The sequence below is a fragment of the uncultured Algoriphagus sp. genome, from assembly GCF_963974835.1.
GTDB lineage: Bacteria > Bacteroidota > Bacteroidia > Cytophagales > Cyclobacteriaceae > Algoriphagus.
This window is the reverse complement of sequence record NZ_CAXBET010000004.1, coordinates 132,337-154,006: the sequence shown is the minus strand read 5'-3', so window position 1 is coordinate 154,006 and position 21,670 is coordinate 132,337. Positions and strand designations below refer to the sequence as shown.

At 39.9% G+C, this 21,670-nt stretch carries 16 protein-coding genes and 1 pseudogene; 7 read left to right on the top strand and 10 right to left on the bottom strand.

Annotated features, from left to right (window positions below):
* Positions 1-102 precede the first annotated feature (102 nt).
* The 8 genes from AACZ73_RS10635 to AACZ73_RS10600 form a co-directional block, all read right to left on the bottom strand.
* Positions 103-1,491, bottom strand: coding sequence for a LysM peptidoglycan-binding domain-containing protein (locus tag AACZ73_RS10635; protein ID WP_339877676.1), 1,389 nt, complete (start codon positions 1,489-1,491; stop codon positions 103-105).
* Positions 1,492-1,503: 12 nt separating this feature from the next.
* Positions 1,504-2,931 carry an Asp-tRNA(Asn)/Glu-tRNA(Gln) amidotransferase subunit GatA gene (gene gatA, locus AACZ73_RS10630; protein ID WP_339877674.1) on the bottom strand — a complete coding sequence of 476 codons (1,428 nt, stop codon included), beginning with the start codon at positions 2,929-2,931 and terminating at the stop codon, positions 1,504-1,506.
* An 18-nt stretch (positions 2,932-2,949) separates the two neighbouring features.
* Complete coding sequence (locus AACZ73_RS10625) at positions 2,950-3,150, bottom strand: twin-arginine translocase TatA/TatE family subunit (RefSeq protein WP_111322719.1); 201 nt, start codon at positions 3,148-3,150, stop codon at positions 2,950-2,952.
* A 112-nt stretch (positions 3,151-3,262) separates the two neighbouring features.
* Complete coding sequence (locus AACZ73_RS10620; protein ID WP_339877673.1) at positions 3,263-4,510, bottom strand: peptidoglycan DD-metalloendopeptidase family protein; 1,248 nt, start codon at positions 4,508-4,510, stop codon at positions 3,263-3,265.
* Positions 4,511-4,515: 5 nt separating this feature from the next.
* Positions 4,516-5,256 (bottom strand): DUF4292 domain-containing protein, encoded by a 741-nt coding sequence (locus AACZ73_RS10615; protein ID WP_339877671.1) that lies wholly within the window; start codon positions 5,254-5,256, stop codon positions 4,516-4,518.
* Positions 5,249-6,976, bottom strand: a complete 1,728-nt coding sequence (locus tag AACZ73_RS10610) for a tetratricopeptide repeat protein (protein ID WP_339877669.1) — start codon at positions 6,974-6,976, stop codon at positions 5,249-5,251. The genes AACZ73_RS10615 and AACZ73_RS10610 overlap by 8 nt, the downstream gene beginning before the upstream one ends.
* A 166-nt stretch (positions 6,977-7,142) precedes the next feature.
* A complete protein-coding gene (locus AACZ73_RS10605) occupies positions 7,143-8,642 on the bottom strand; it encodes a lipopolysaccharide biosynthesis protein (protein WP_339877667.1) in 1,500 nt (499 codons plus the stop codon).
* A 15-nt stretch (positions 8,643-8,657) separates the two neighbouring features.
* Complete coding sequence (locus AACZ73_RS10600; RefSeq protein ID WP_339877665.1) at positions 8,658-9,443, bottom strand: enoyl-CoA hydratase-related protein; 786 nt, start codon at positions 9,441-9,443, stop codon at positions 8,658-8,660.
* A 212-nt stretch (positions 9,444-9,655) separates the two neighbouring features.
* Here AACZ73_RS10600 and AACZ73_RS10595 point away from each other — a divergent pair, with 212 nt between their 5' ends.
* The 3 genes from AACZ73_RS10595 (at position 9,656) to AACZ73_RS10585 (ending at position 13,821) form a co-directional block, all read left to right on the top strand.
* Positions 9,656-11,107, top strand: a complete 1,452-nt coding sequence (locus AACZ73_RS10595) for an NADP-dependent isocitrate dehydrogenase (protein ID WP_339877664.1) — start codon at positions 9,656-9,658, stop codon at positions 11,105-11,107.
* A gap of 352 nt (positions 11,108-11,459) precedes the next feature.
* Positions 11,460-12,749: a glycosyltransferase family 4 protein gene (locus AACZ73_RS10590; RefSeq protein WP_339877662.1), complete on the top strand. Its 1,290-nt coding sequence runs from the start codon at positions 11,460-11,462 to the stop codon at positions 12,747-12,749.
* Positions 12,730-13,821, top strand: coding sequence for a DegT/DnrJ/EryC1/StrS family aminotransferase (locus AACZ73_RS10585; RefSeq protein WP_339877661.1), 1,092 nt, complete (start codon positions 12,730-12,732; stop codon positions 13,819-13,821). Before AACZ73_RS10590 ends, AACZ73_RS10585 begins: the two co-directional genes overlap by 20 nt.
* Positions 13,822-13,890: 69 nt before the next feature.
* Here AACZ73_RS10585 and AACZ73_RS10580 read toward each other — a convergent pair whose 3' ends face one another.
* A complete protein-coding gene (locus tag AACZ73_RS10580; RefSeq protein WP_339877659.1) occupies positions 13,891-14,070 on the bottom strand; it encodes a hypothetical protein in 180 nt (59 codons plus the stop codon).
* A 10-nt stretch (positions 14,071-14,080) separates the two neighbouring features.
* Positions 14,081-14,923, bottom strand: a complete 843-nt coding sequence (locus AACZ73_RS10575; RefSeq protein ID WP_339877657.1) for a VOC family protein — start codon at positions 14,921-14,923, stop codon at positions 14,081-14,083.
* 127 nt (positions 14,924-15,050) lie between these two features.
* Between AACZ73_RS10575 and AACZ73_RS10570 the strand changes: the two are divergent.
* The 4 genes and pseudogenes from AACZ73_RS10570 to AACZ73_RS10555 all read left to right on the top strand — a co-directional run bounded on the left by AACZ73_RS10570 (position 15,051) and on the right by AACZ73_RS10555 (position 21,666).
* A pseudogene (locus tag AACZ73_RS10570) lies at positions 15,051-16,190 on the top strand (DUF819 family protein).
* A gap of 205 nt (positions 16,191-16,395) precedes the next feature.
* Positions 16,396-16,938, top strand: a complete 543-nt coding sequence (locus AACZ73_RS10565) for a sigma-70 family RNA polymerase sigma factor (protein WP_339877655.1) — start codon at positions 16,396-16,398, stop codon at positions 16,936-16,938.
* Positions 16,939-17,072: 134 nt separating this feature from the next.
* The gene (locus AACZ73_RS10560; protein WP_339877653.1) at positions 17,073-18,080 is read left to right on the top strand and encodes a FecR domain-containing protein; all 1,008 of its coding nucleotides are present in this window, start codon (positions 17,073-17,075) and stop codon (positions 18,078-18,080) included.
* Positions 18,081-18,123: 43 nt separating this feature from the next.
* Positions 18,124-21,666, top strand: coding sequence for a SusC/RagA family TonB-linked outer membrane protein (locus tag AACZ73_RS10555; RefSeq protein WP_339877651.1), 3,543 nt, complete (start codon positions 18,124-18,126; stop codon positions 21,664-21,666).
* Positions 21,667-21,670: the final 4 nt, after the last annotated feature.

The following is a 21,670-nucleotide window of genomic DNA, read 5'->3' as shown; positions in this document are numbered from 1 at the left end:
ATTAGGTCAAATTAATGACATATAAACACTTATCCTTATTTAGGATTGAATATTGCCATTAGTTAAAAAAAATTAACAATATGAAGAGGGAATTGGCTTAAATTAACCGATTATCAGTTTTTGCCCAGGCTTAATATTGTTTGAATTGAGATTGTTTAATCGCTTAATCTGCTCCACTGTCAGCCCTTCATGCTTACGGGATATAATCCATAAGGAATCACCTTGTTGTACAGTGTAGGTAGTTTGGCCAGCTGGATTTGTTTGTGTAGATGCGATATTATTGGATATCCCTGGATTGATGCGAAGTGTTTGGCCTACACGAATAAGATTTGAGGAAAGGTTGTTCCAAGACTTGAGCTGGGAGACAGTCACACCATGACGGCTGGCTATAGTGCCTAACACATCACCAGATCTAACTTTATAGATTGTGCTATTTTGTTTGATTTCCTGAGCTAGGGCTTCTACAGATTGAACTTTCACTTCGGATGCCAGCAATGTCGTAGGAGCATTATTTAAAGAATCAGTAAGCCATGCAAGGTTTTCTTTGATGTAGGGCACTTTTGATTTTGGAATCCGAAGGGCCATATTTTGATTGCTTTCAGGTACTGTTCTGTTTTTAACTGCTGGATTTAAATTACTTAAATCCGTTACACAAAGGTTAGTGAGCTCCGCAAGTTTGTCTAAACTTAAAGCCCTATCAAATCTGATTTTTTCATACTCCACCACATAAGTAGGATCTTCAGGATGGAAGTTGTGTTCTTCCAGATGATTCAGAATATATAGCATGGCTTGTACCTGAGGTACATAGCTTCTGGTTTCGCGTGGTAAATAATTATATATTCCCCAGAAAGTCTTCTTTCCTCCAGATCTTCTAATTGCTTTTCGGACATTTCCTGGACCACAATTGTAGGCCGCCATAGCGACTTCCCAATCACCAAACATTCTATGAAGTGATTTCAAGTATTTTGCAGCAGCTTCTGTAGAAAGCTCCGGATCCATCCTATCATCCACTTCATTGTTGGTATTCATTCCGTACATTCTCCCAGTAGCAGGCATAAATTGCCAAAGGCCCATTGCACCCACGCGGGAACGTATCTGAGGATCAAGTCCTGATTCTATTATGGATAAATATTTTATTTCAAGAGGCATGTCATGTTTGGTCATCAATTGATCAAACATTGGAAAAAACAACTCTTTTCTAGCCAAGACCATTTTTGTATAGTCTCTATTTCTAACTGTAAAGTATTGGATAAATGAAAAAACTTTATCGTTCAAATCGAACGCCATCTCATGATCCATCGCTTTTATGCGCCGATCAATTTCGTCGTAGGTGAAATCCGGAATATATTCGTAGTGATAATTAGGCAAAACTTCCTCATCGAGAAGTGGTGCAGCAGCTACCAACTCATCGTCCTGTGAGAAGGCTTTGGACAGTGGGATCAAACATGTGATAATCGCAAGTGTGATGATTCTGCTCAAAGTTCTTTTCATTGGTTTTGGGTTTTACGCTGTCAATTCTGTTAAATAATTACTAAAAGCATAGAGTTCTGCTTCTTTAAATGAGTTGCAAATTACTTGCAATCCAATAGGCATTCCTTGCTCATCTTTTCCATTGGGTAAAGAAATGGAAGGAACTCCAGATACCGATGCCTGTACGGTGAATAAATCTTCCAGATACATTGCTACCGGATCACCACTATGCTCGCCAAATTTGAATGCCGTAGATGGCGTTGTTGGCATAATAATATAGTCAAAATCATTCAAAAGTTTCTCAGTAGAATCTTTTATCAACCTTCTGATTTTTTGTGCCTTGGTAAAATAAGCGTCATAGTAACTAGCGCTAAGCACAAATGTGCCTAACATAATTCTTCGCTTAACCTCATCTCCAAATCCTTCGCTTCTAGTCAGCTTATACATGCTTTCTAAATTATGTGCATTCGGAGTTCTGTAGCCATATTTCACTCCATCAAATCTGGACAAATTTGAGCTTGCCTCTGCAGTAGTGAGAATATAATACGTAGGAAGAATATAATCAAGCAGTGGGAAATCAACTTCCTCAACAGTATGTCCTTCGGATTTTAGTTTATCCAATACAGCTAAGGTATTGGCTTTTATTTCCGGCTGTAGAGCAGGAGATTCTATAGTCTCTTTAAGATAAGCTATTTTTGCCTTTTTTTCAAAATGTAACAATTGACTGTATGGCATAACTGGTTTTCTCGACGATGTACTATCGTACTCATCATGTCCAGCCATTATTTCCATTACTAAGGCATTGTCCTTTACAGTATGGGAGAATATCCCAATACAATCAAATGAAGATGCATATGCAATCAGTCCCCATCTTGATACACGTGAATAAGTGGGTTTCATTCCTATTACGCCGGTGAATGCGGCAGGCTGTCTCACAGATCCTCCTGTATCAGTTCCTAGGGAAGCGGTGCACAAATTTGCTTGCACAGCAACTGCTGATCCGCCGGATGATCCTCCAGGAACCCGCGTTTCATCTGAGGCATTTAAAACATTTCCATGAACTGAATTTTCATTCGAGCTTCCCATTCCGAATTCATCACAGTTAAGCCTGCCTATAATAATAGCATCCTCGTCCAGCATGCGTTGGATAGCTGTAGTAGTGAATTGGGATTCGAAACCTTGAAGTATTTTAGAGGAAGCATTTGCCTCATGGCCGGAATAACAAAGAACATCTTTGATACCAATGACCATTCCGGCAAGTTTACCAGCTTTACCATCCGCTAGCTTTTGATCAACTAGATCAGCCTGTGCTAAAGCGGATTGCTCATAAACTTCGACGAAGGCGTTGAGATGCGCCTTCGTCTGAATGTTTGTTAAGTAATATTGGACTATCGCGCGACAGTCAGTTTCCTTCTTTTCGAGCGATTTTTTAATGTCGTCGAATGAAATGAATTTTCCCAATTTTCTTGGCTTAAGAGATTACTTTTTCTTGTCGTCTTTCAGACCCTCTTCAAGATCGTTCTGAATATCCTTGGTAGCATCTTTGAATTCTCTGATACCACGTCCAAGGCCACGAGCCAATTCAGGTATTCTTTTAGCACCAAACAATAGAAGGACGACTAATACGATCAATACGATCGAGCCACCGCCCATGTTTTGAATGAATCCTAATGTTGTCATGATGGTGTTTGTTTAAGGGTAAATGTGGATACAAAGATATAACTGTGATCCGCTTACACAAAGTTCAAAGGGAAAGCAGTCTATCTTTTTTATGAATATACGCAATTCTGTGCTACTTGGATGTTAGCCATGCAGAAGGATTCATTACAGTCAGACCTTTCCAAGTCTGAAAGTGCACCTCTGCCTGTCCATCAGCACCTGTAGCGACCTGGCCAATTACGTCTTTTGCACTTACAGTTTGACCCGATTTTACAGTAATGGTTTTCAACTTGCTATACATGGTATAATACTCTCCGTGTTTGATGATTACTGTTCCTCCAAAGCCTGGCATGGTAGTGATTTTTGTGACAGTGCCATCAAATACTGCCCGTACATTCGAATTGGGCTGGGTACGGATATCCAAACCATCGCTTTCCATGGTTATACCTTTTAGAGTAGGATGCGGATATGTACCATAGCCTTGCGAAATAAAACCTGTTTCTACAGGCCATGGTAACCGGCCTTTATTTCCGGCAAATGAATTTGATAGGGCGGCCACCTCTGGTGTCATAGGCATACTACTTCCAGAAGATTTAGTGGCGGTGCTATTTTCCTTTTTCGCAGCAGCTTCAGCTCTTCTTATCTCGTCTTCGATTACCTGCTTGATCATTTTATTGAGCTGATCTTGCTGTTTTTTCGTAGCCGTTATTTGCTTTTGAATGTCTCGTTCCTTACTCGTCAGCGTGTTAACAATTCCCTGTTGCTCCCGCTTCATTTTATCTAGTTCGGCGCGTTCCTGTTGCTCTTCGACTAATACTTTTTCTTTTTCAGCTTTTTTCTGATCTAGCAATATCCTCTCATCAGCCAATTCCGAACTTAGTTTTTCTATTTGTGCGGCCTGCTGTTTGCGACTGTCAGTATATTGTTTCAGATACATCAGTCGAGCATACAGTTGGTTAAAGTTAGCGGAACTGAAGACAAAGGAAACAATGGATAGACCTCGATTGAGTTTGGATGCGTTGTAGATCATTCGTCCATACTCAGCTTTCAGGTCTTTGAGCTGACTTTCCAGACTCACAATTTTATCCTCAGTTTCTTTGATTTCCTGATTGATAAGTTTTACTTCTCTATCAAGGGTATTAACTAATCTGTTTTGAGCTTGATATTGTCTGGTTACTGCGTTTAATTCACCTATTGTATTTTTCTTGGTAGCTGTAGTCTGCTTTAGAATTTTGTCAAATTCCAACAATCTTGCTTGTACATCAGCTTTCTCTTTTTCAAGTTGCTCTCGTGTTTTTTTTGTTTGTGCAGTAAGATTTCCTGCAGAAAAAAATATGAATCCAATCAGAAGACTAAAAGGAATAAGGTATTTGCGGAGCATGCAATTCAAAATTTGAAAGGGAAGCTTAGTGGTTCAGAGTGTGGGTCAACAGACGTCCACTCAACATTGATGATGGTGTTTTGCCCACCTTCAGGAAGCTGATAGGCGAGTTTGTAGAGAACTTCAAACGGAAACGGCTTGGAGTCGACTTCCTGAAACGTAGCGTAACTGGCAAGTAAAGATCCTCGGTCGTCAAGTGAATTACTCACCAGTTCAGAGACTTTTCGGTAGTTCACGTCCACCTTTGAGAAGTAGCGGACTTTGTCACGTACCTGAGTCAATTCAAATGATTTACCTACACGGACCAGTCTATCTTTATAGTCTACTTCATGTGGTGGATTTGCGAAGAGAATATTTTGAAAAATATCCAAGGATAATTTAAGACCGTAGATGGACTCAAATTCCTTAAAAGTAAGATTTATGTTTTCCTTGCCAATTCTATCTTTAATTTGAATTTTATCTACCGTGATGAGTCCTCTTACTGCCTCCATTCCCATACCTGGAGAGATCATGAACCACAGAACTGAATCCTTTTTTGAGCGAAGGTTCATACTTCCGCGAGTGATTTTTCCGGACTCTTCTTCGATTACCACCTTCGCCTTGGCACTCATGTATTCGTAATCTGTATAAACCGGAGCGAAGTCGTCCATTTTCCCATCTGCTTGATAGACCATCGTCTTTTTGGAGCAGGAGAAAAGTAAGCCTAGACCAATGATGAGCACAATTCCTCCAAAAAATTTATTCATGGTATTTTCCCTCTTTTATTTTCTGTGAAAGTTTATCTGAAGCCTCAGGACTTCCCTCTGCTTTTTTCCAATAACTTAGCGCTTCGTTCTTTTGACCCAGGTGAAACAAAATGTCACCATAATGCTCTAGCATCACACCGCTTGGCTCTGATTCGTGCTTCATTGCTAAATCCATATATTTTTTGGCGCCTTCGTAATCTTTCAGCTGAAAAAGAACCCAAGCGTGTGTATCAAGGAAAGTGCCATTGTCGGGAAAACGCTTAACAACTTTGTCAGACATTGTTTTTGCCTTATCCAAATTCTTCTTTTCAAGTGAGAGGAAGTAGGAATAGTTATTTAAAACTTGCTCATCATTTGGATTGAGCTCCAGCGCTTTATCAAAATTGCGGAAAGCTTCTTCTTTTTCTCCCAAATTATATAGAGAATTTCCGAGTGACCCGAAAGCAACTTGGTCAAGTTGAGGATTTTTGTTGGAGTTTAGTTCTATGGCTTTGTTGAGAGAAGTAACGGCTTCTTCATCCTTCTTTTGTGCTGACTTTACCACGCCGTCATAAAACCAGAATTCAGGATTTTGTGGAAACTCATCCACCCCAAGAATTGTGAATTTCTCCAGTTCAGTGAAATCTGCATTTTCGCCAAATGATCCTAAAATAACCTGCTCCAGCAATTTGGCATTCTTCGGCTGGATCAAAAGTGATTTTTTATAGTAATCAATTGCCTCATTCTGCTTTTTCTCCTGCATTCTCCGCTCGCCAAGTGCAGCGTAAATGTCTGCATTTTCAGGACTGAATTTGATCATTAAAGTTTCCAGACTATCAAGAAGAAGCTCGCGTTCCTGAGTTTTAATCTCTGTTAATTGACTTAAGAAAGCTTTGGATTTCACTTCAGGATCTAGATCCGGGCTGGCAAAGGCAGCATAGAGGTGCTGATTTGAAACTTCTATTTCTCCTTTATCTTTCAATAATGTATGGGCTGCCATCTGAAGTTCAGGTTGGCTAGGGTATTTGCTGATTTCATCAAAAACCAGCTCCAAGGCCTGATCTATACGATTATTATTGTACAGAATCTCCACCACATTCATTACATAGGTAGGGTTTCCAGGTCGAGATTTTACCAGTTTCTCACCCTCTTCTATAGCTTGGCTTAGGTTATTATTGTTTAAGTAAATGCGTTGCTTTTGGATGGTGATAGGCTCCATGACACCGTAATATTCCTCTGCACGATCCAATGCTACGAGGGCCTTGTCAAGTTCGTTTGCATTCAAATAAATTGAGGCAAGATCCAGATTGTATTGTTGATTGTTTTCTCCGTCTGCAGTAAGTTTTTCCAAAATTTCAGCAGCTTTTAGCGGTTGCTTGAGATTGGTATATATCTCAGCTAGCATCAAAGAATAATACTTGTTGTCCCCATCCAATTCCGCCGCTTTAGTCGCGTAGGGCATTGCTTTTTCCGCCTGATTTGCTTTAACTAAAATTTCTGCAAGCTTATAGTGAATAGCAGGTTCTTCAGGAGTAAATTCTAGGGCTTTTTGAAAATAGAAAAATGCTTTTTCAAAATCCTCAAGTACAAGATTCTTTTCTCCTTCGATGAAATAACGGGTGCTTTGGGATTCATTTACCTGAGCTTTTCGCTCTTTTTTGGAAAGTCTATCTTGGGCAATACCAGCAGTAGAGCCTAAAGCGACAATAAATAATATAAGTAGTGTTCTTTTGAAATTCACGAGAAATCGGGACTGCAGCTTGAATTCACAAACATAATGCCTTTTATGTAATTAGACTTTGTTTGCTGTTAGGAATGAAATACTTAAAGGGTTTTTAGTGTGGTATTGCTGAATAACGCCATGTCGGTTTAAAATGATCCCATTTTTGTAAAAATTATGAATACGACTAATTGCTTTTTGGTAGATATGCCTTTATCTGATCTTTTTCTAAAAGGATAATTAGTCCAGAATATAGAACTATAAGACTGTTCTTTAGAAAGAAATTAATTACCGAATTCCCGAAATCCAGATAGAACCCTAAGTAGCTCAGAGCAAATGAGATGATTAGATAAAATATGCCTTTTGATGTTTGATAAGGAATGCGATAGTATCGCTGACCATAAAGAAAACATATCAGACACATCACAAAATAGCATGAAATTGTACTAAGTGCTCCACCCATATAGCCCCAAATTGGCACAAATATCAGAATGACGGCTATAGTAATAATTGCTCCTACTAAAGTAATCCAAAAACTGTATTTGGTCTGATCAGTAATCTTAAACCAAATGGAAAGGTTGAAGTAAATTCCAAGAAGCAAATAGCCCATTAAAAGTGTAGGTACGATAAAGAGCCCTTCTTCATAACCTGGTTGTCTCAAGAACATAGGTCCCATCCAGTCGAGATTTACTGAAATCGTGATCATTAAAACAGTGCAGAACAATATAAATGCATGCATGACCTTCGCATAAAGCAACGGAGAATCTTTGTCCTGTGATTGCTTAAAGAAAAATGGTTCTGCAGCATATTTAAAAGCCTGAATCACCAAGTTCATCAGGATCGCAAGCTTGAAATTGGCTCCGAAAACTCCACCAGCTTCCCTAGCTGACAGCCCCGCATAGAAATTTGGAGGGAGAACATATTCAAAAAGGAATCTGGAAAACAACTCATTCGTAACTCCAGCTAACCCCATAAAAAGGAGCGGGATGGAATAACCCCACATAGGTTTGATAATAGACCCTTCCAATTTGAATTGGAAAAAGCCTGCTTTCCACCAAACAAAAGGTATAATCAAGCCATTGGCTAGCAAATTCGAAAGTAAAATATACTCCACTCCCCAATCTGATCGGTAACCTAGAAAACCTTCCGGAATGATTCCATCTGCAATCAAATACGGAAATCCAACGATCAGAAGAAGGTTGAAGAATATGTTAAGTAGGATGTTGAATATTTTCGTTCCAGCAAAAATCAGCGCTTTGTTTTCCAGTCTCAGCTTTGCAAAGGGAATCGCTAAGATCGCATCACAGGAAAGGATTAGTGCGGTCCACCGGAATAAGTAGGCTTGACCTGGGTATTCCAGCCAATCAGCAAGCTGAGGAGCAAGAAGAAATAATCCTGATCCTAATATCAAAGTACTGATAATCAGTAATGACTGAGTAGAATTGTAAACTTTCTTGGTGTCGAGATTTTTACCAGTTGCGAATCTGAAAAAAGTAGTCTCCATCCCATAGGTGAAGACGATATTCATAAAGCCTATCAGTGCATAAATACTCGTGAACGACCCCATTGCCTCTTTGCTGAGGTATTCGGTGTACACGATAATCATTAAAAAATTAATGGATCGACCGAGAATGCTACTCAGTCCGTAAACAGCGGTTTGTCCGGCTAGCTTTTTGAAATTACTCATTAATTATAAAGGAGCTTATTCTCCTCTGAAGCGCGGCTGTCTCTTTTCCAGAAAGGCAGAAGTTCCTTCTTTGTAATCGCCTGATTTCACACATCTGGCAAAGCTGTTAGCTTCTGTCTGGAAGCCATTTTCATCTGGCACGAATGCAGAATTCACGCAGTCTATGATCATTCCAATAGCCAGCGGCGCTTTACTGAGTATTTTTGTAATGATTTCTTCAGCTTTTGCCATAGCTTCCTCCTTGGTAGGAAGGATATGATTAACTAATCCTAAACTCTTAGCCTCTTCGGCACCGATCATATCACCGGTCATCATGAGTTCGTTTGCTTTGCCTCTTCCAATCAAAATTGTCAGACGCTGAGTGCCTCCATATCCTGGGATAATTCCAAGATTAACTTCAGGCTGTCCAAATTTCGCATTTGCTGTAGCCACTCTAAGATGGCAAGCCATTGCCAGCTCGCATCCTCCTCCAAGCGTATAGCCATTAGTAACTGCAATGACTGGTTTGTGACAATTTTCAATCATGCTAAAAATCTCCTGGCCATTCTCAGCAAACTTCCTTGCGTTTACTTCATTAAGAGTAGCAATTTCACTGATATCGGCGCCAGCTATAAAAGACTTTTCACCAGAACCCGTGATAATCACAGCTTTGATTTCTTTAGTGTCCGCCACCTCATCAAAAATTGCCTTCAATTCCTCCAAAGTTTCAAAATTCAGCGCGTTCATTTTGTCTTCTCGGTTGATGGTAAGATAGAGCACGCCATTCTTTACAACTGTGAGGATATTTTTGAAATCAGCCATAGTTCATCGTTGAGTATAAAACAAATATACAAGCAGGGTATTCAAACCCAAACCCCATACTTAGAAAATGATTAGCCTAAGGTAAATGATAATTGCCCCTTTTGTAATATAATGGCAGATAATGTGGATTTTGTCCTAGGTCAAAAAACTGCTTCCACATTTTTATTTACTTTTGTTCAAAATCAAATTTTAACTAAATCCACTATAATAATATGTCTTCCAAAAGAAAAATTACGGTTGCCTATGGTGACGGGATCGGTCCCGAAATCATGAAGGCTACGTTGGCGATACTCGAAGCAGCAGGTGCTCAACTCGAATACGATGTCATCGAAATCGGAGAGCAGGTTTACCTTAAAGGAATCAGTTCCGGGATGGAACCGAATGCTTTCGAATCGCTAAGAGAAACAAAAATTTTCTTGAAGGCACCAATCACCACTCCTCAAGGAGGTGGTTTTAAGTCATTGAATGTGACCACACGAACTTCGTTTGGCTTGTATGCTAATGTGAGACCATGTAAGGCTTTTTCACCATTTATCAAGACTCATTTTCCTAAGACAGATTTGGTAATCATTCGTGAGAATGAAGAGGATTTGTATGCAGGAATAGAGCACAGACAGACTCAGGAGGTTTTCCAGTCTTTGAAGTTGATTTCCAAGCCAGGTTCTGAGAAAATAATCCGATATGCATTTGAGTATGCGAAGAAGTACGGTCGCAAGAAAGTGACTTGTATGACGAAGGATAATATCATGAAGTTGGCTGATGGTCTTTTCCACAAAACTTTTGATGAGATCGCCAAGGAATATCCTGATATAAAAAATGATCATAAAATCATCGACATCGGAACAGCTTTGATCGCTGATAGACCAGAGACTTTCGATGTGATTGTGACGCTAAATCTTTATGGAGATATTATTTCTGACGTGGCTGCACAGGTGACAGGTTCTGTAGGACTTGGTGGCTCTGCAAATGTCGGTGAAGAAGTTGCCATGTTTGAAGCTATTCATGGTTCTGCGCCTGACATCACTGGAATGGGCATCGCAAATCCGTCAGGTTTGCTGAATGGAGCAATTATGATGTTGGTTCACATCGGTCAGCCAGAGATCGCAGAGAAAATATCCAATGCCTGGATGAAAACTTTGGAAGATGGAATTCATACTGGAGATATTTATCAGGAAGGTCTTTCTTCCAAGAAAGTAGGTACCGATGAGTTTGCAAATGCAGTGATCGAGAGATTAGGACAGCTTCCATCTTCCATGGTACCAGCTGAATTTGATAAGGATACTACTCCGATGAATGTATTTGTTTCTCCGGTGGTAAAAGCCAAGAAAGAACTGATTGGTGTGGATGTGTTTGTGGATTGGGATGAGCCAGGTAGAGATCCTCAGGTTTTAGGAGAGAAACTTCGCAAGGCAAATGCTGATGGCCTTCAATTGACATTAATTACGAATAGAGGCATCAAAGTATTCCCTGACGGAATGCGTGAGTCATTCTGCACCGATCATTGGAGATGTAGATTTCAGAATGCTGAGCAAGGAACAATTACACATGCTCAAGTTCGTGAATTGTTGAAGCAAGTTGAAGAACTTGGATTTGACTTTATCAAAACTGAGAATTTATATTCTTTTGACGGGGTAAGAGGATATTCTCTTGCTCAGGGAGAGTAAGAGAATTGGAAATCTGAAATCTCATATTTGAAATTTGAAGGGAGTGGGGTGACCTGCTCCCTTTTTTTACCGCCGAGGTTGCAGAGAGTAACACAGGGGACGAAGCCTATTAAGACTGAGTTTTGTTCAAGTCTTAAAACCTGGACTCAAAAAATGAAGTCTTCACTCTTCTATAATGGGTTTAGTCCGAGGCATTCTAAAGAAAACGATTAACTAGACACAAGTCGGGAGACTTTCACCAAGGATTTACTGAACACTGCGACTGGGACTGAATACTTCAACATAATCTTTTCATCTTAGTTGATTTTATGGCCAGCTACTTGGTACTTTAGACTTAGTACAAGGTACAATTATGGAAAAACGAGTTCTAATCATCACCTATTATTGGCCTCCAAGCGGAGGTTCTGGCGTACAGCGCTGGCTGAAATTTGCAAAATATCTACCAGAAGCAGGATGGGAGCCAGTAATTTTTACACCTGAAAACCCTGATTTTGATTTAAAAGATGAAACGCTCGAAAAGGAAATTTCAAAAGAATTAGAGGTAATCAAATTCCCGATTTGGGAACCGTATCAGCTTTTAGATAGAATTCGGGGGAAAAAGGAATCGCATCCAGGAAGAGTGCTTGAGCAAAAAGAGCATAGTTTTATGGAGAAAGCTGCCATCTGGCTAAGATCAAACCTAATGGTTCCCGATCCTCGGGTTTTCTGGGTAAAACCTTCTGTAAAATTTCTGACAGAATTAATACAGAAAGGTCAATTCCAAGCGATCATCACGACTGGGCCACCTCATTCCATGCATTTGATCGGTAGGGATTTGAAAAGAAAAACTGGAATTTTTTGGCTCGCTGATTTTCGTGATCCTTGGTCTCAATGGGAGTTTTTAGATAAGCTTCCTATGCAAAACCAAATTCGAAATAAACACAAGAAACTAGAGCAAGAGGTCCTGAGTGAGGCTAATGTAGTGACTACGATTTCCCCCACTTTCCAACATGATTTGGAAAAACTCGCAAATCGAAAAATCAATCTGCTCACTAATGGTTTTGATGATAGTGATATTCCCCAAAATTTCTCTATTGGAGAAAAAAAAGCCGGTAGTTTACACCTAGTCTACACGGGAATAATAGATTCAATCAGGAATCCTATGCCTTTGCTAAAAGCAATGAAGGAGGAGTTTTCTAAAGAACTAGGAGAAGTCATATTCACTTTTGTTGGAAGGGTAAGTGATCAGGTTCGGGAAGAAATAGGTGCAGATTCCTGGCTTTCTGCTCATGTGGTTTTTGCAGGATATGTTTCCCATCAGGAGGTTTTTGGTTTCTATGAGAAGGCCGATGCCTTGGCTTTGATCCTTACAAATACCAAAAATGCAAAGGGAAATATTCCAGGAAAGCTTTTTGAATATATAGCGACTACTTTGCCTATTTTGGCTTTAGGTGATCCTGAAGGTGATTCTGCAAAGATTCTGGAAAAATCTGAAGCAGGGGAGGTTTTCAATCATTCGGATCATGTTGCTATTCAAGTCAGTTTAAGGAAATTGTTTGAGCGAAGTGGCGAAGCAGATCCAGCCACCGGGATTGATCAATATTCCCGTAGAAACTTGAGTTTACAACTAGCCAAATTATTGGATGAGGGTTCCGTTTCTTGATCTCAAAAGAATAGATGAGGAGCTGAAAAATGCTTTAAAATTAAGGTTTGCAGACATGCTTGAAGAAGGCATTTTTTCTGGTGGGGAGGAAGTGACATTTTTGGAATCTCAGATATCAAGCTATCTCAAATCAACCTATTCGATTGCCTGCGCCAATGGAACAGATGCGCTCGAACTTGCTTTGCGGGCTATAGGAATTGGATACGGTGATGAGGTGATTGTTCCAGCCATGACATGGGTCTCTACAGCGGAAGTTGTGATACTGGCACGGGCAAAGCCGGTTTTTTGGGATACAGATGAAGATGGACTTCTGGCTGCTGATTGGGAAAAAGCGATTACAGCCAAGACTAAAGCTATTATTCCTGTCCATCTCTATGGAAAGATGGTGGATATGGGAAAGTTGATGACTATAGCAAAGCAATATAACCTTCACGTCATTGAAGATGGAGCTCAGTCCTTTGGTTCATTTCAAGGGGGAAAAGCAGCGGGAACATTCGGTGATGTAGGATGCTTGAGTTTTTATCCCACCAAAAACTTTGGCGCATTAGGTGAAGCAGGAATGTGCTTAACAAATAATCAAGAATTAAGCGAACGGATAAAATTGCTTCTCAATCACGGACAGGAAGTTCGTGACAAGCATGAAATTGTAGGTAGAAACAGTCGTATAGATACAATTCAAGCTGGTTTTTTGAATGTTATATTGGAGAAATTTGGCTCATTTCAAGCAATTAGAAAGGAGTATTCCAAAAGGTACTTGCTAGGGTTGTCGGGAATTGAAGGTCTGAAACTTCCAAAAGGTATTTTAGAAGAAGATCACAATGCCCATTTTTTTGTTATTCAGACTTCCTCTAGAGACGAGTTGAGAAATTACCTACAAAGCCAAGGTATAGGCACTGCCATACATTACCCGAAAATACTGCCTGAGATGAAGCCTTTCCGTAGTGATGGAAATTTTATAAACGCCAATAACCTGAGTCAGCGAGGACTTTCTTTGCCGCTAAATCCATGGATGCAGGCAGAAGAAATTGATTTTGTGATTGAAAAGATTCAAGAGTTTTTTAAAAAATCATAGGTTTCACAATAGCCTTCAGGTTAATCCCAACCAATCTGAAACCTATATTACAGGAGATTGAAATCCAATTCACCAGCGCATTCCTCCGCCGTACATTCCTACATTGATGGAAGGCGACATTCGCACCCCACCATAGGGTCCACCGTAGTAGCTCATTCCTACACCGCCTGATACATACATGTTAGCACAAGCTGTAACTAGCATGGAAGTAAAAATAACTAAACCGAATACTAATAATTTCTTTTTCATCTTGTATGCATTAGCGGTTATAAACTTGAACAGCAATCGGAGCTCCTGTAGGGTCCATTAGCAATGCGACATTGCCATTCCTGATTTCTGGACTTGGTTCTACCAAAACTTTAGCTCCAGCCCTTGTTGCCTTTTCCAAAGTTTCGGTCAAGTTGGATACTCTAATGTAAGGAACCCAATGAGATCGGACAGAGGGAGCTGGGTTTTTCAGCATGCCGGCACAATTCATATCACCCATTTTGAAAATAGTATATGGAACCTTTTGATCGTCAGTTTCCTCAGCTGTGTAGCCAACTACGCTTGAGTAAAAAGAAGCTGATTGAGTGGGGTCATTTGACCAAAGCTCCTGCCCGAGAAAAGTATTCATTTCGGACAAACCTGGTTTGGGATCTCCGTTGGCGAGTTTTATCAGAGAAATACTTGCTCCTTGAGGATCTTGTATAAAAGATATCGAACCTCTTTCATCAACATTCATTGCCTTCCTGATGACTTTTGCACCTTGGGATTTTGCTTTATCTGTGGCTTCCGTAACGTCAGGAACAGAAATAGCACCAATCCATTCCCCCGATCCATTCTCAGTTTGGTAATATGCCATTAGGGCAACAGGTAAATCACCTTGCTTAAAGACCCAAACCCTTTTTTCCCCGTCTCCATAAGGAACGGTAGTCCATCCAAAAACAGATTCATAAAATGCTGCTGAAGCTTCAGGGTTTGGAGAAGCTAAGTCATGCCACACTACTTTTCCAGGTGTGTACGTGCTTTCTCCGATTTGCGAAGCAATAGGTGGAGTAGCTCCGGGAGTACAGGAATATCCCATGCAGGCTAAAGCAATTATTATAAAGATTTTCTTCATTGTCTAATTTAAAAAAGGTGGGAGAACATAAGTTAGCTCAAAATTGAATGAGAATAAAAAAGTTACTGATTTTACATAAGACAATATGGTCTACGCTCTTAGAAAGCTTTTTTAACTAATTTCCGCCATGACTTGGACTCAAGACCCGATTTACGTCAGTGGAATGCTGTGTATGTTTGTCTTATTATGCGTTTGGCTGGCAAAGTTTAAAGGATTCCGGACTGTAGGAACGCCTATTCTAGTAATCTTGGCTACTGCCATTGCAGCCAATATTGGTCTGATTCCTACAGCAACTAGCGGCCATCCAATATATACAGGGGTATTTGTATATCTGGCTCCCATGGGAATATTTATTGCATTACTCGAAGTAGACCTTAAAAGCCTAAAAAAAGCTGGAGGTCCTATTTTACTTATGTTCGGGATTGGCGCTTTAGGAACAATAGTCGGAGTGTTAATCGCGTGGTTTATAGTCCGACCTGTCATTACAATTGGTCCTTTAGCAAATGTGATCGCCGGAATGTATACAGGGACATATATTGGCGGAAGTATCAATTTCAATGCAGTTGCCCTGAGTTATCATGTCAACGAACAGGCAGATCTATTTGCTGCAACCACTGTTGTAGATAATTTGATTGGCACTCCTTGGATTATTGCAACCTTGATTTTGCCAAAGTATTTACAAAAACTCTTCCCTAGGAAAAAGCTACTTCCGGTGGCTAGTGAAGTTCAAAAAATAAAAACTTAAGAATCAATTAGCATTTCTGGTCTGGCAAGTATTCTGGGTTTAGCTTTTTTAGCAATGGCTGCTTCAAAGTTCATCGCCAATTCCTTTCCACAGATTCCTGAAATAATTTCCCTCACAACCATTGCATTGCTCCTGGCTCAATTTTCCTTCATTAAAAAATTATCAGGTAGTCATACGATCGGGTTTTTTCTGATTCTACTTTTTTTAGCAACGATTGGGACTCTATGTGATTTGAGCACATTGGCTGGACTTGGAGAACTTGCAGCTACACTGATTCTTTTTGTTTCCATACTTGTGCTTATTCACGGCATTATAATATTTGGAGTGGGAGCACTGTTCAAAATTGATTGGGACGTCATAGCCGTAGCTTCTCAGGCGAATGTGGGTGGGAATACTACTGCACTAGCATCGGCTGAAAGTTTGAATCGTCCCGACCTGCTTATTCCAGGTGTATTGGTGGGAAGTTTAGGTAATGCCTTAGGAACATATGCTGGTTTTTTTGTAGTTGGTTTGCTATGTTAAAATTTCGATTAAATAATAGTTTGCTCTTTAAACAAATTGTTCTTTTTAAATAAGCTTTGATAAGTGAATGAAAATTTACTACCTTAAAATCGAAATTTAACGTAATAAAATTTTGTATATGGGTAGCTCCGTTAATCAATTTATTTCAAGAAGCCCGATAACCAGCTTTAGCGCTCAATCTGACGATAAAACTTTATGGCAGAGTATGAGAAAGGGCAATGATCTTGCGTTTTCCAATTTATATCAGCGCTTTTCAAATTTGCTTTACAACTACGGCATGCACTTTTGTTACAACCGCGAGATGGTCAAAGACTGTATTCAGGAATTATTTTCAACCATTTGGAATAGAAGGGAAACGCTTTCAGATATTGACTCTGTTAAGCATTATCTTTTCAAGTCATTCCGCAATCTGCTAATTCACCATATCAATAAAGAGCGTAAATTATCAATAGAGGTAAATGAGGATCAACAGCCTTATTTATTTGAAATTTCTATTGAAGATGAGTTGATAGCCAGGGACTACATTGAAGAAAATGAAAGAAAAATCACAAATGGTCTGACGAAAATCTCAAAAAGACAGCGGGAAATTTTAGTGCTTAAGTATTTTAATGATATGGACTATTCTGAAATAGCAAGTGTAATGTCAATCACTCCTGCTTCTGCCTATAATCTACTTTCAAAAGCTCTTCAATGTCTTAAAGTTGTTATGAATTCCTCCCTGCTAGCATCATTTTTATTTATAGGTTAGTTTTTTAATAATCTGTAAATCAGGTGTATGACCACCTGTGTTGCTAATAATTAGAATTTTTTAAAAATAAATTAAAAAAAATGATGAGGTCTTGCTGACTTTATACTCTTATAGGTATAAGCACAAGCAACACAGTGAATCATCAACCTACTGATTACGACCGTTTTTCTTCACACGACTTTGTCGTAGATCCATTTTTTAAGGAATGGGTACTGTATCCTGATCCTGCTCACGAGGAGTTTTGGAGGCATTGGAAAAATGCAAATCCTACCAAAATCCAAACGTTAGAAGAAGCCAGGGCTTTGATTTTGAATCTTGAGAAGTCAAAATTTGAAATGAAACAGGCTGAATTACTTTCTGTATGGAGCGCAATTCAAAGAGATATCAATCCATCTAAGGAAATTAAATCTTCTTCCAGCAAGAGATCTTTCTTCCTCTTTGGGTCTGTAGCCGCCAGCTTGATACTGGGTATGTTTTTTTGGTACTGGTATGAATTGCCATCTACAATCGAATACAAAACCGGATATGGAGAGACAATGGAAATAATCCTGCCGGACAGCTCTACAGTAAACCTGAATTCCAACTCCAAGCTGACTTTTGTAGATAATTGGGAAGGTCAAATGGCACGTGAAATCTGGATAGAAGGTGAAGCCTTTTTTAGTGTAGTGCACAAATCAGATCATCAGCCTTTCAAAGTGATGAGTTCTCAAAATGTAGCAATAGAAGTGCTAGGGACAGAGTTCAACGTTTTTAATAGATCACAGGAAACTGAAGTAGTCCTTACTTCAGGAATGGTGACGCTAAGCTTTCCGGTAAAAGATAAGGAAGGGAAAATTCTCATGAATCCAGGTGATCTGGTAGAATTTAAAGAAAGTAAATTCCAACGTAAGAAAGTGAACCCCTCTCTCTACACCTCATGGAAAGACAAAGTGATCCACTTGGATGAAACCAGTCTTGGCGAAATTCTGAAGATGGCCAGAGACAATTATGGAATTGAGATTGAAGTTCAGGATGAAGAGCTGCTGCTGCAAACAGCTTCAGGGTCTATGCCTCTTGGTGATTCTGAGAATTTTATGGACCAGATTTCCAAAATATTTAATGTAGAAATAGTAAACGAGCAAAATAAATACCTGATTAAATAACCCGAAATGAAGTATTCCCCAAATAACCTAATCCCTGTTTACAATGAGAAAGTTTGTACTATTATTATGTATGAGCTATTCGATTTCTTGGTTTGCCTTTGCGCAAGTCGAGGGTTTGATAGCTTCAGAAAAACACCTGGATACGTATTCGTCCAGTGATGAAAGCAGATACCTAAAAGAGGTTCTGACTCAATTCGAGCATAAGTTCAATGTCTCGATAGCATACAAGGATGATTTGGTTCAATCAAAAAAGATCAGATCACCAAAATCATCCTATACTTCTGTGGAAGAAGGCTTGAAAACAGTCCTTAAGCAAACAGGACTCGGCTATGAAAAAGCTGGTGAGAATTTTTATGTGATATTTCAAAACAGATCCAGTCAGTCTAAAAAGGCCTCTGATTTAAATTATCTCCAAACTTCATCTTTAGCATCATCAACTGATGGATCTAATTCTTTTGCAGCTGCGGGAGGTATTAGTGGTGTTAAATCCAATATCGATCGCCGAAGAGTAGAAATAACCGGTAAAGTCACAGATGAAAACGGAGTGGGTTTTCCTGGAGTGAACATACTTTTGAAAGGAAGCTCAGTAGGTACAGTATCCGACAGTAACGGAAATTATTCTATCAATGTAGATGGTGAGTCATCTGTATTAGTTTTCTCATTTGTAGGATATCTTAATCAGGAGATTACAGTGGGTAACAGGTCTGAAATTGACCTTACCATGCAAGTAGATGAAAGTAACCTTGAAGAAGTAGTTGTAACTGCCTTGGGAATTGAGAAATCTGCTAAAAGTCTTGGTTATGCCACGTCCATAGTTAAATCAGATGAACTCACTATCAACAGAACACCTAATGTAATGAACGCGCTCCAAGGTAAAGTTGCAGGAGTTAGCATTTCAGCTCTAGGATCAGGACCTGGAGGTACATCGAAAATCAGGATTCGTGGTCAGTCTTCCATTTCCGGACAAAATAATCCATTGATTGTAGTTAATGGTGTCCCGATCGATAACACAAACTTTGGTTCTAAACCAGGTAGCAGTGCTTCTGATAGTGGTATTGGAGTTCGTGGAGGAGGAGGAAATACTTCTGATGGGGGTGATGGTTTATCAAGTATTAATCCTGATGATGTAGAGTCCATGACTATCCTAAAAGGTGCTGCTGCTGCCGCACTCTATGGCTCCCGGGCTAAGGATGGAGTAATCATGATCACTACAAAAAGTAAGAATGATACAAGAGGAATAGGAGTTACCTATAATCTCAACTATACTAATGAAGCACCACTCGATTTTACAGATTACCAATATGAATATGGACAGGGTGAACAAGGCGTAAGACCTACTACTCCAAACCCTACTTCAGGACAATGGTCATTTGGTGAGAAATTCCAACCAGGAATGACCCAAATGCTTTTTGATGGAGTGACTGTGCCCTATGAACCAGTTAAAGGAATAATAAACGATTTCTTTCGCAACGGACAGAACGTGACCAATTCCATCACATTGGCTACTTCTACAGAAAAGGGAGGTCTAAGCTTATCATTCTCAGATCTAAATAGCAAGGGTATTGTACCAAACAATTCTTATAATAGGAAAACAATCAACTTAGGATTCGGGTATGACCTCACATCTAAGTTGAGCTTTAGAGGTAATTTTAATTATTCCTTTGAAGAGAATAAAAATCCTCCAAATATCGGTGAGCAGGATAACACCATTCCCGTTGCTTTGTACAATATGGCTAATTCAATGCCGCTGGACGTATTGCGGGATAATCGCTACGATGCCAACGGTAACGAAGCGGTTTACTCCAGGTTCAGAAACCGGACAAATCCCTATTTCACCCTTTCTGATCAATTTCAGAATATCAAAAGGGATAGGATTTTCGGAAATATAGCATTGAAATATGAAATCAACGACTGGTTATTTGTACAAGGAAGAGTAGGAGAAGATTTCTGGTCAAGAGATCAGGATTACAATAACTTCCCAACGGGCCAAGCCTCAAGGGCGGCTGCCCCTGCTGGATTTGTGAATGGTATGTACACCCAGGAGCAGAGGAGATTCAGAGAGATCAATACAGATTTTCTCATCAACGCAAACAAGCAGTTTGGTGATGTAAACATCAATGCCAATTTTGGTGGAAACCACATGCAGCGTAGATCAGATCTGAATAGTGTACAGGTGACGGATTTTGTGGTTAGAGGTCTTTATACTGTGCAAAATGGTAGAGCAAAAGATCCTCTTTATGACCTGAATGAGCGTGCCGTAAATTCATTGTATGGTTCCGCCGAATTCTCATATAAAGACAGGTTGTTTCTTACAGGTACGGTCAGAAATGATTGGTTCTCGACCTTGTCAGAAGCTAACAGAAGTATTATATATCCATCCGTTTCTGCAAGCTGGGTCTTCACAGAGAATTTTAAGCCATCCGGCTGGTTAAATTTTGGGAAAATCAGGGCGGCATATGCTGAAGTGGGATCTGATGCTGACGTAGGAGCCTATTCCAATGTGCTATTCTACGGTATCAATAATAACCTTTTTGGTGGGCAACCTATAGGAGGGCCTATTGGAACCAATCTTCCCAATCCTAACCTTCGTCCTATGAGAATAGGTGAAGTAGAAGCAGGATTTGAATTGAGTATGTTTCAGGGAAGAGTAAGCCTTGATATGGCAGCTTACAGAAAGTTGACCACGGATCAGATTGTAAGTGCTCAGATTTCTGATGCATCAGGATTTGTGAATACCTCAATAAACAGTGGTCAAAGTGAAAACAAGGGTATCGAGATGCTCCTCACTGTAGTACCTGTCGAGAACGACAAGTTCACTTGGGAGATTAGCACCAATGCAGCTTACAATAAGACTAAAGTCCTTAGTCTTCTGACCGATACTCCTGGAGAGCGAATTACAGTGGGTACGCACGTATTCAACGGTGAATTGCGGCAGATTGTAGGAATGGAAATGGGGCAGGTTGCCGGATTCGGATATAGAAGAGATGAGCAGGGTAGAAAGATATTCGGTGCAAATGGACTTCCTCTTCGAACAACTGATCTAGTCAATTTCGGTAGCGCTCTGCCAAATTGGGTGGGAGGAATTAATAACTCCTTCAACTACAAAGGTGTCATGCTTTCCTTCCTTATAGATTTCAAACTGGGAAATATCATGCTATCGGGCACTAATTTCAATGCTACAAGACATGGCCTTCACAAAATGACTCTGGAAGGTAGAGAAGGTGGTGTGGTAGGAGATGGTGTTAATGAAGCCGGTGAAATAAACACCGTAGTGGCTCCAGTACAATCGTATTGGGAAGTAGTGAGATCACAGGCATTAGTTGAGCCAGTAGTTTATGATGGAGGATATTGGAAACTACGACAAATCACATTGGGCTATGATTTTACCAAGCATCTGCCTGAAAAGCAGCCTTTCAAGTCGGTTAAGCTGAATTTCGTAGCAAACAATGTATTTATGATCAAGAAATGGGTGGATAATATCGACCCGGAATCTTTCGGATATTCATCTGATAACTTGGTCGGCATGGAGTCAACTGGGCTTCCCTCTACGCGAGGTTTAGGTTTTAACCTTAATGTCAAATTTTAACCCA

Coding starts and splice junctions, on each gene's coding strand:
- AACZ73_RS10635 (WP_339877676.1), bottom strand. CDS start 1,491: ATGAAAAGAACTTTGAGCAGAATCATCACACTTGCGATTATCACATGT.
- AACZ73_RS10625 (WP_111322719.1), bottom strand. CDS start 3,150: ATGACAACATTAGGATTCATTCAAAACATGGGCGGTGGCTCGATCGTA.
- AACZ73_RS10620 (WP_339877673.1), bottom strand. CDS start 4,510: ATGCTCCGCAAATACCTTATTCCTTTTAGTCTTCTGATTGGATTCATA.
- AACZ73_RS10615 (WP_339877671.1), bottom strand. CDS start 5,256: ATGAATAAATTTTTTGGAGGAATTGTGCTCATCATTGGTCTAGGCTTA.
- AACZ73_RS10605 (WP_339877667.1), bottom strand. CDS start 8,642: ATGAGTAATTTCAAAAAGCTAGCCGGACAAACCGCTGTTTACGGACTG.
- AACZ73_RS10600 (WP_339877665.1), bottom strand. CDS start 9,443: ATGGCTGATTTCAAAAATATCCTCACAGTTGTAAAGAATGGCGTGCTC.
- AACZ73_RS10595 (WP_339877664.1), top strand. CDS start 9,656: ATGTCTTCCAAAAGAAAAATTACGGTTGCCTATGGTGACGGGATCGGT.
- AACZ73_RS10590 (WP_339877662.1), top strand. CDS start 11,460: ATGGAAAAACGAGTTCTAATCATCACCTATTATTGGCCTCCAAGCGGA.
- AACZ73_RS10585 (WP_339877661.1), top strand. CDS start 12,730: ATGAGGGTTCCGTTTCTTGATCTCAAAAGAATAGATGAGGAGCTGAAA.
- AACZ73_RS10580 (WP_339877659.1), bottom strand. CDS start 14,070: ATGAAAAAGAAATTATTAGTATTCGGTTTAGTTATTTTTACTTCCATG.
- AACZ73_RS10575 (WP_339877657.1), bottom strand. CDS start 14,923: ATGAAGAAAATCTTTATAATAATTGCTTTAGCCTGCATGGGATATTCC.
- AACZ73_RS10565 (WP_339877655.1), top strand. CDS start 16,396: ATGAGAAAGGGCAATGATCTTGCGTTTTCCAATTTATATCAGCGCTTT.
- AACZ73_RS10555 (WP_339877651.1), top strand. CDS start 18,124: ATGAGAAAGTTTGTACTATTATTATGTATGAGCTATTCGATTTCTTGG.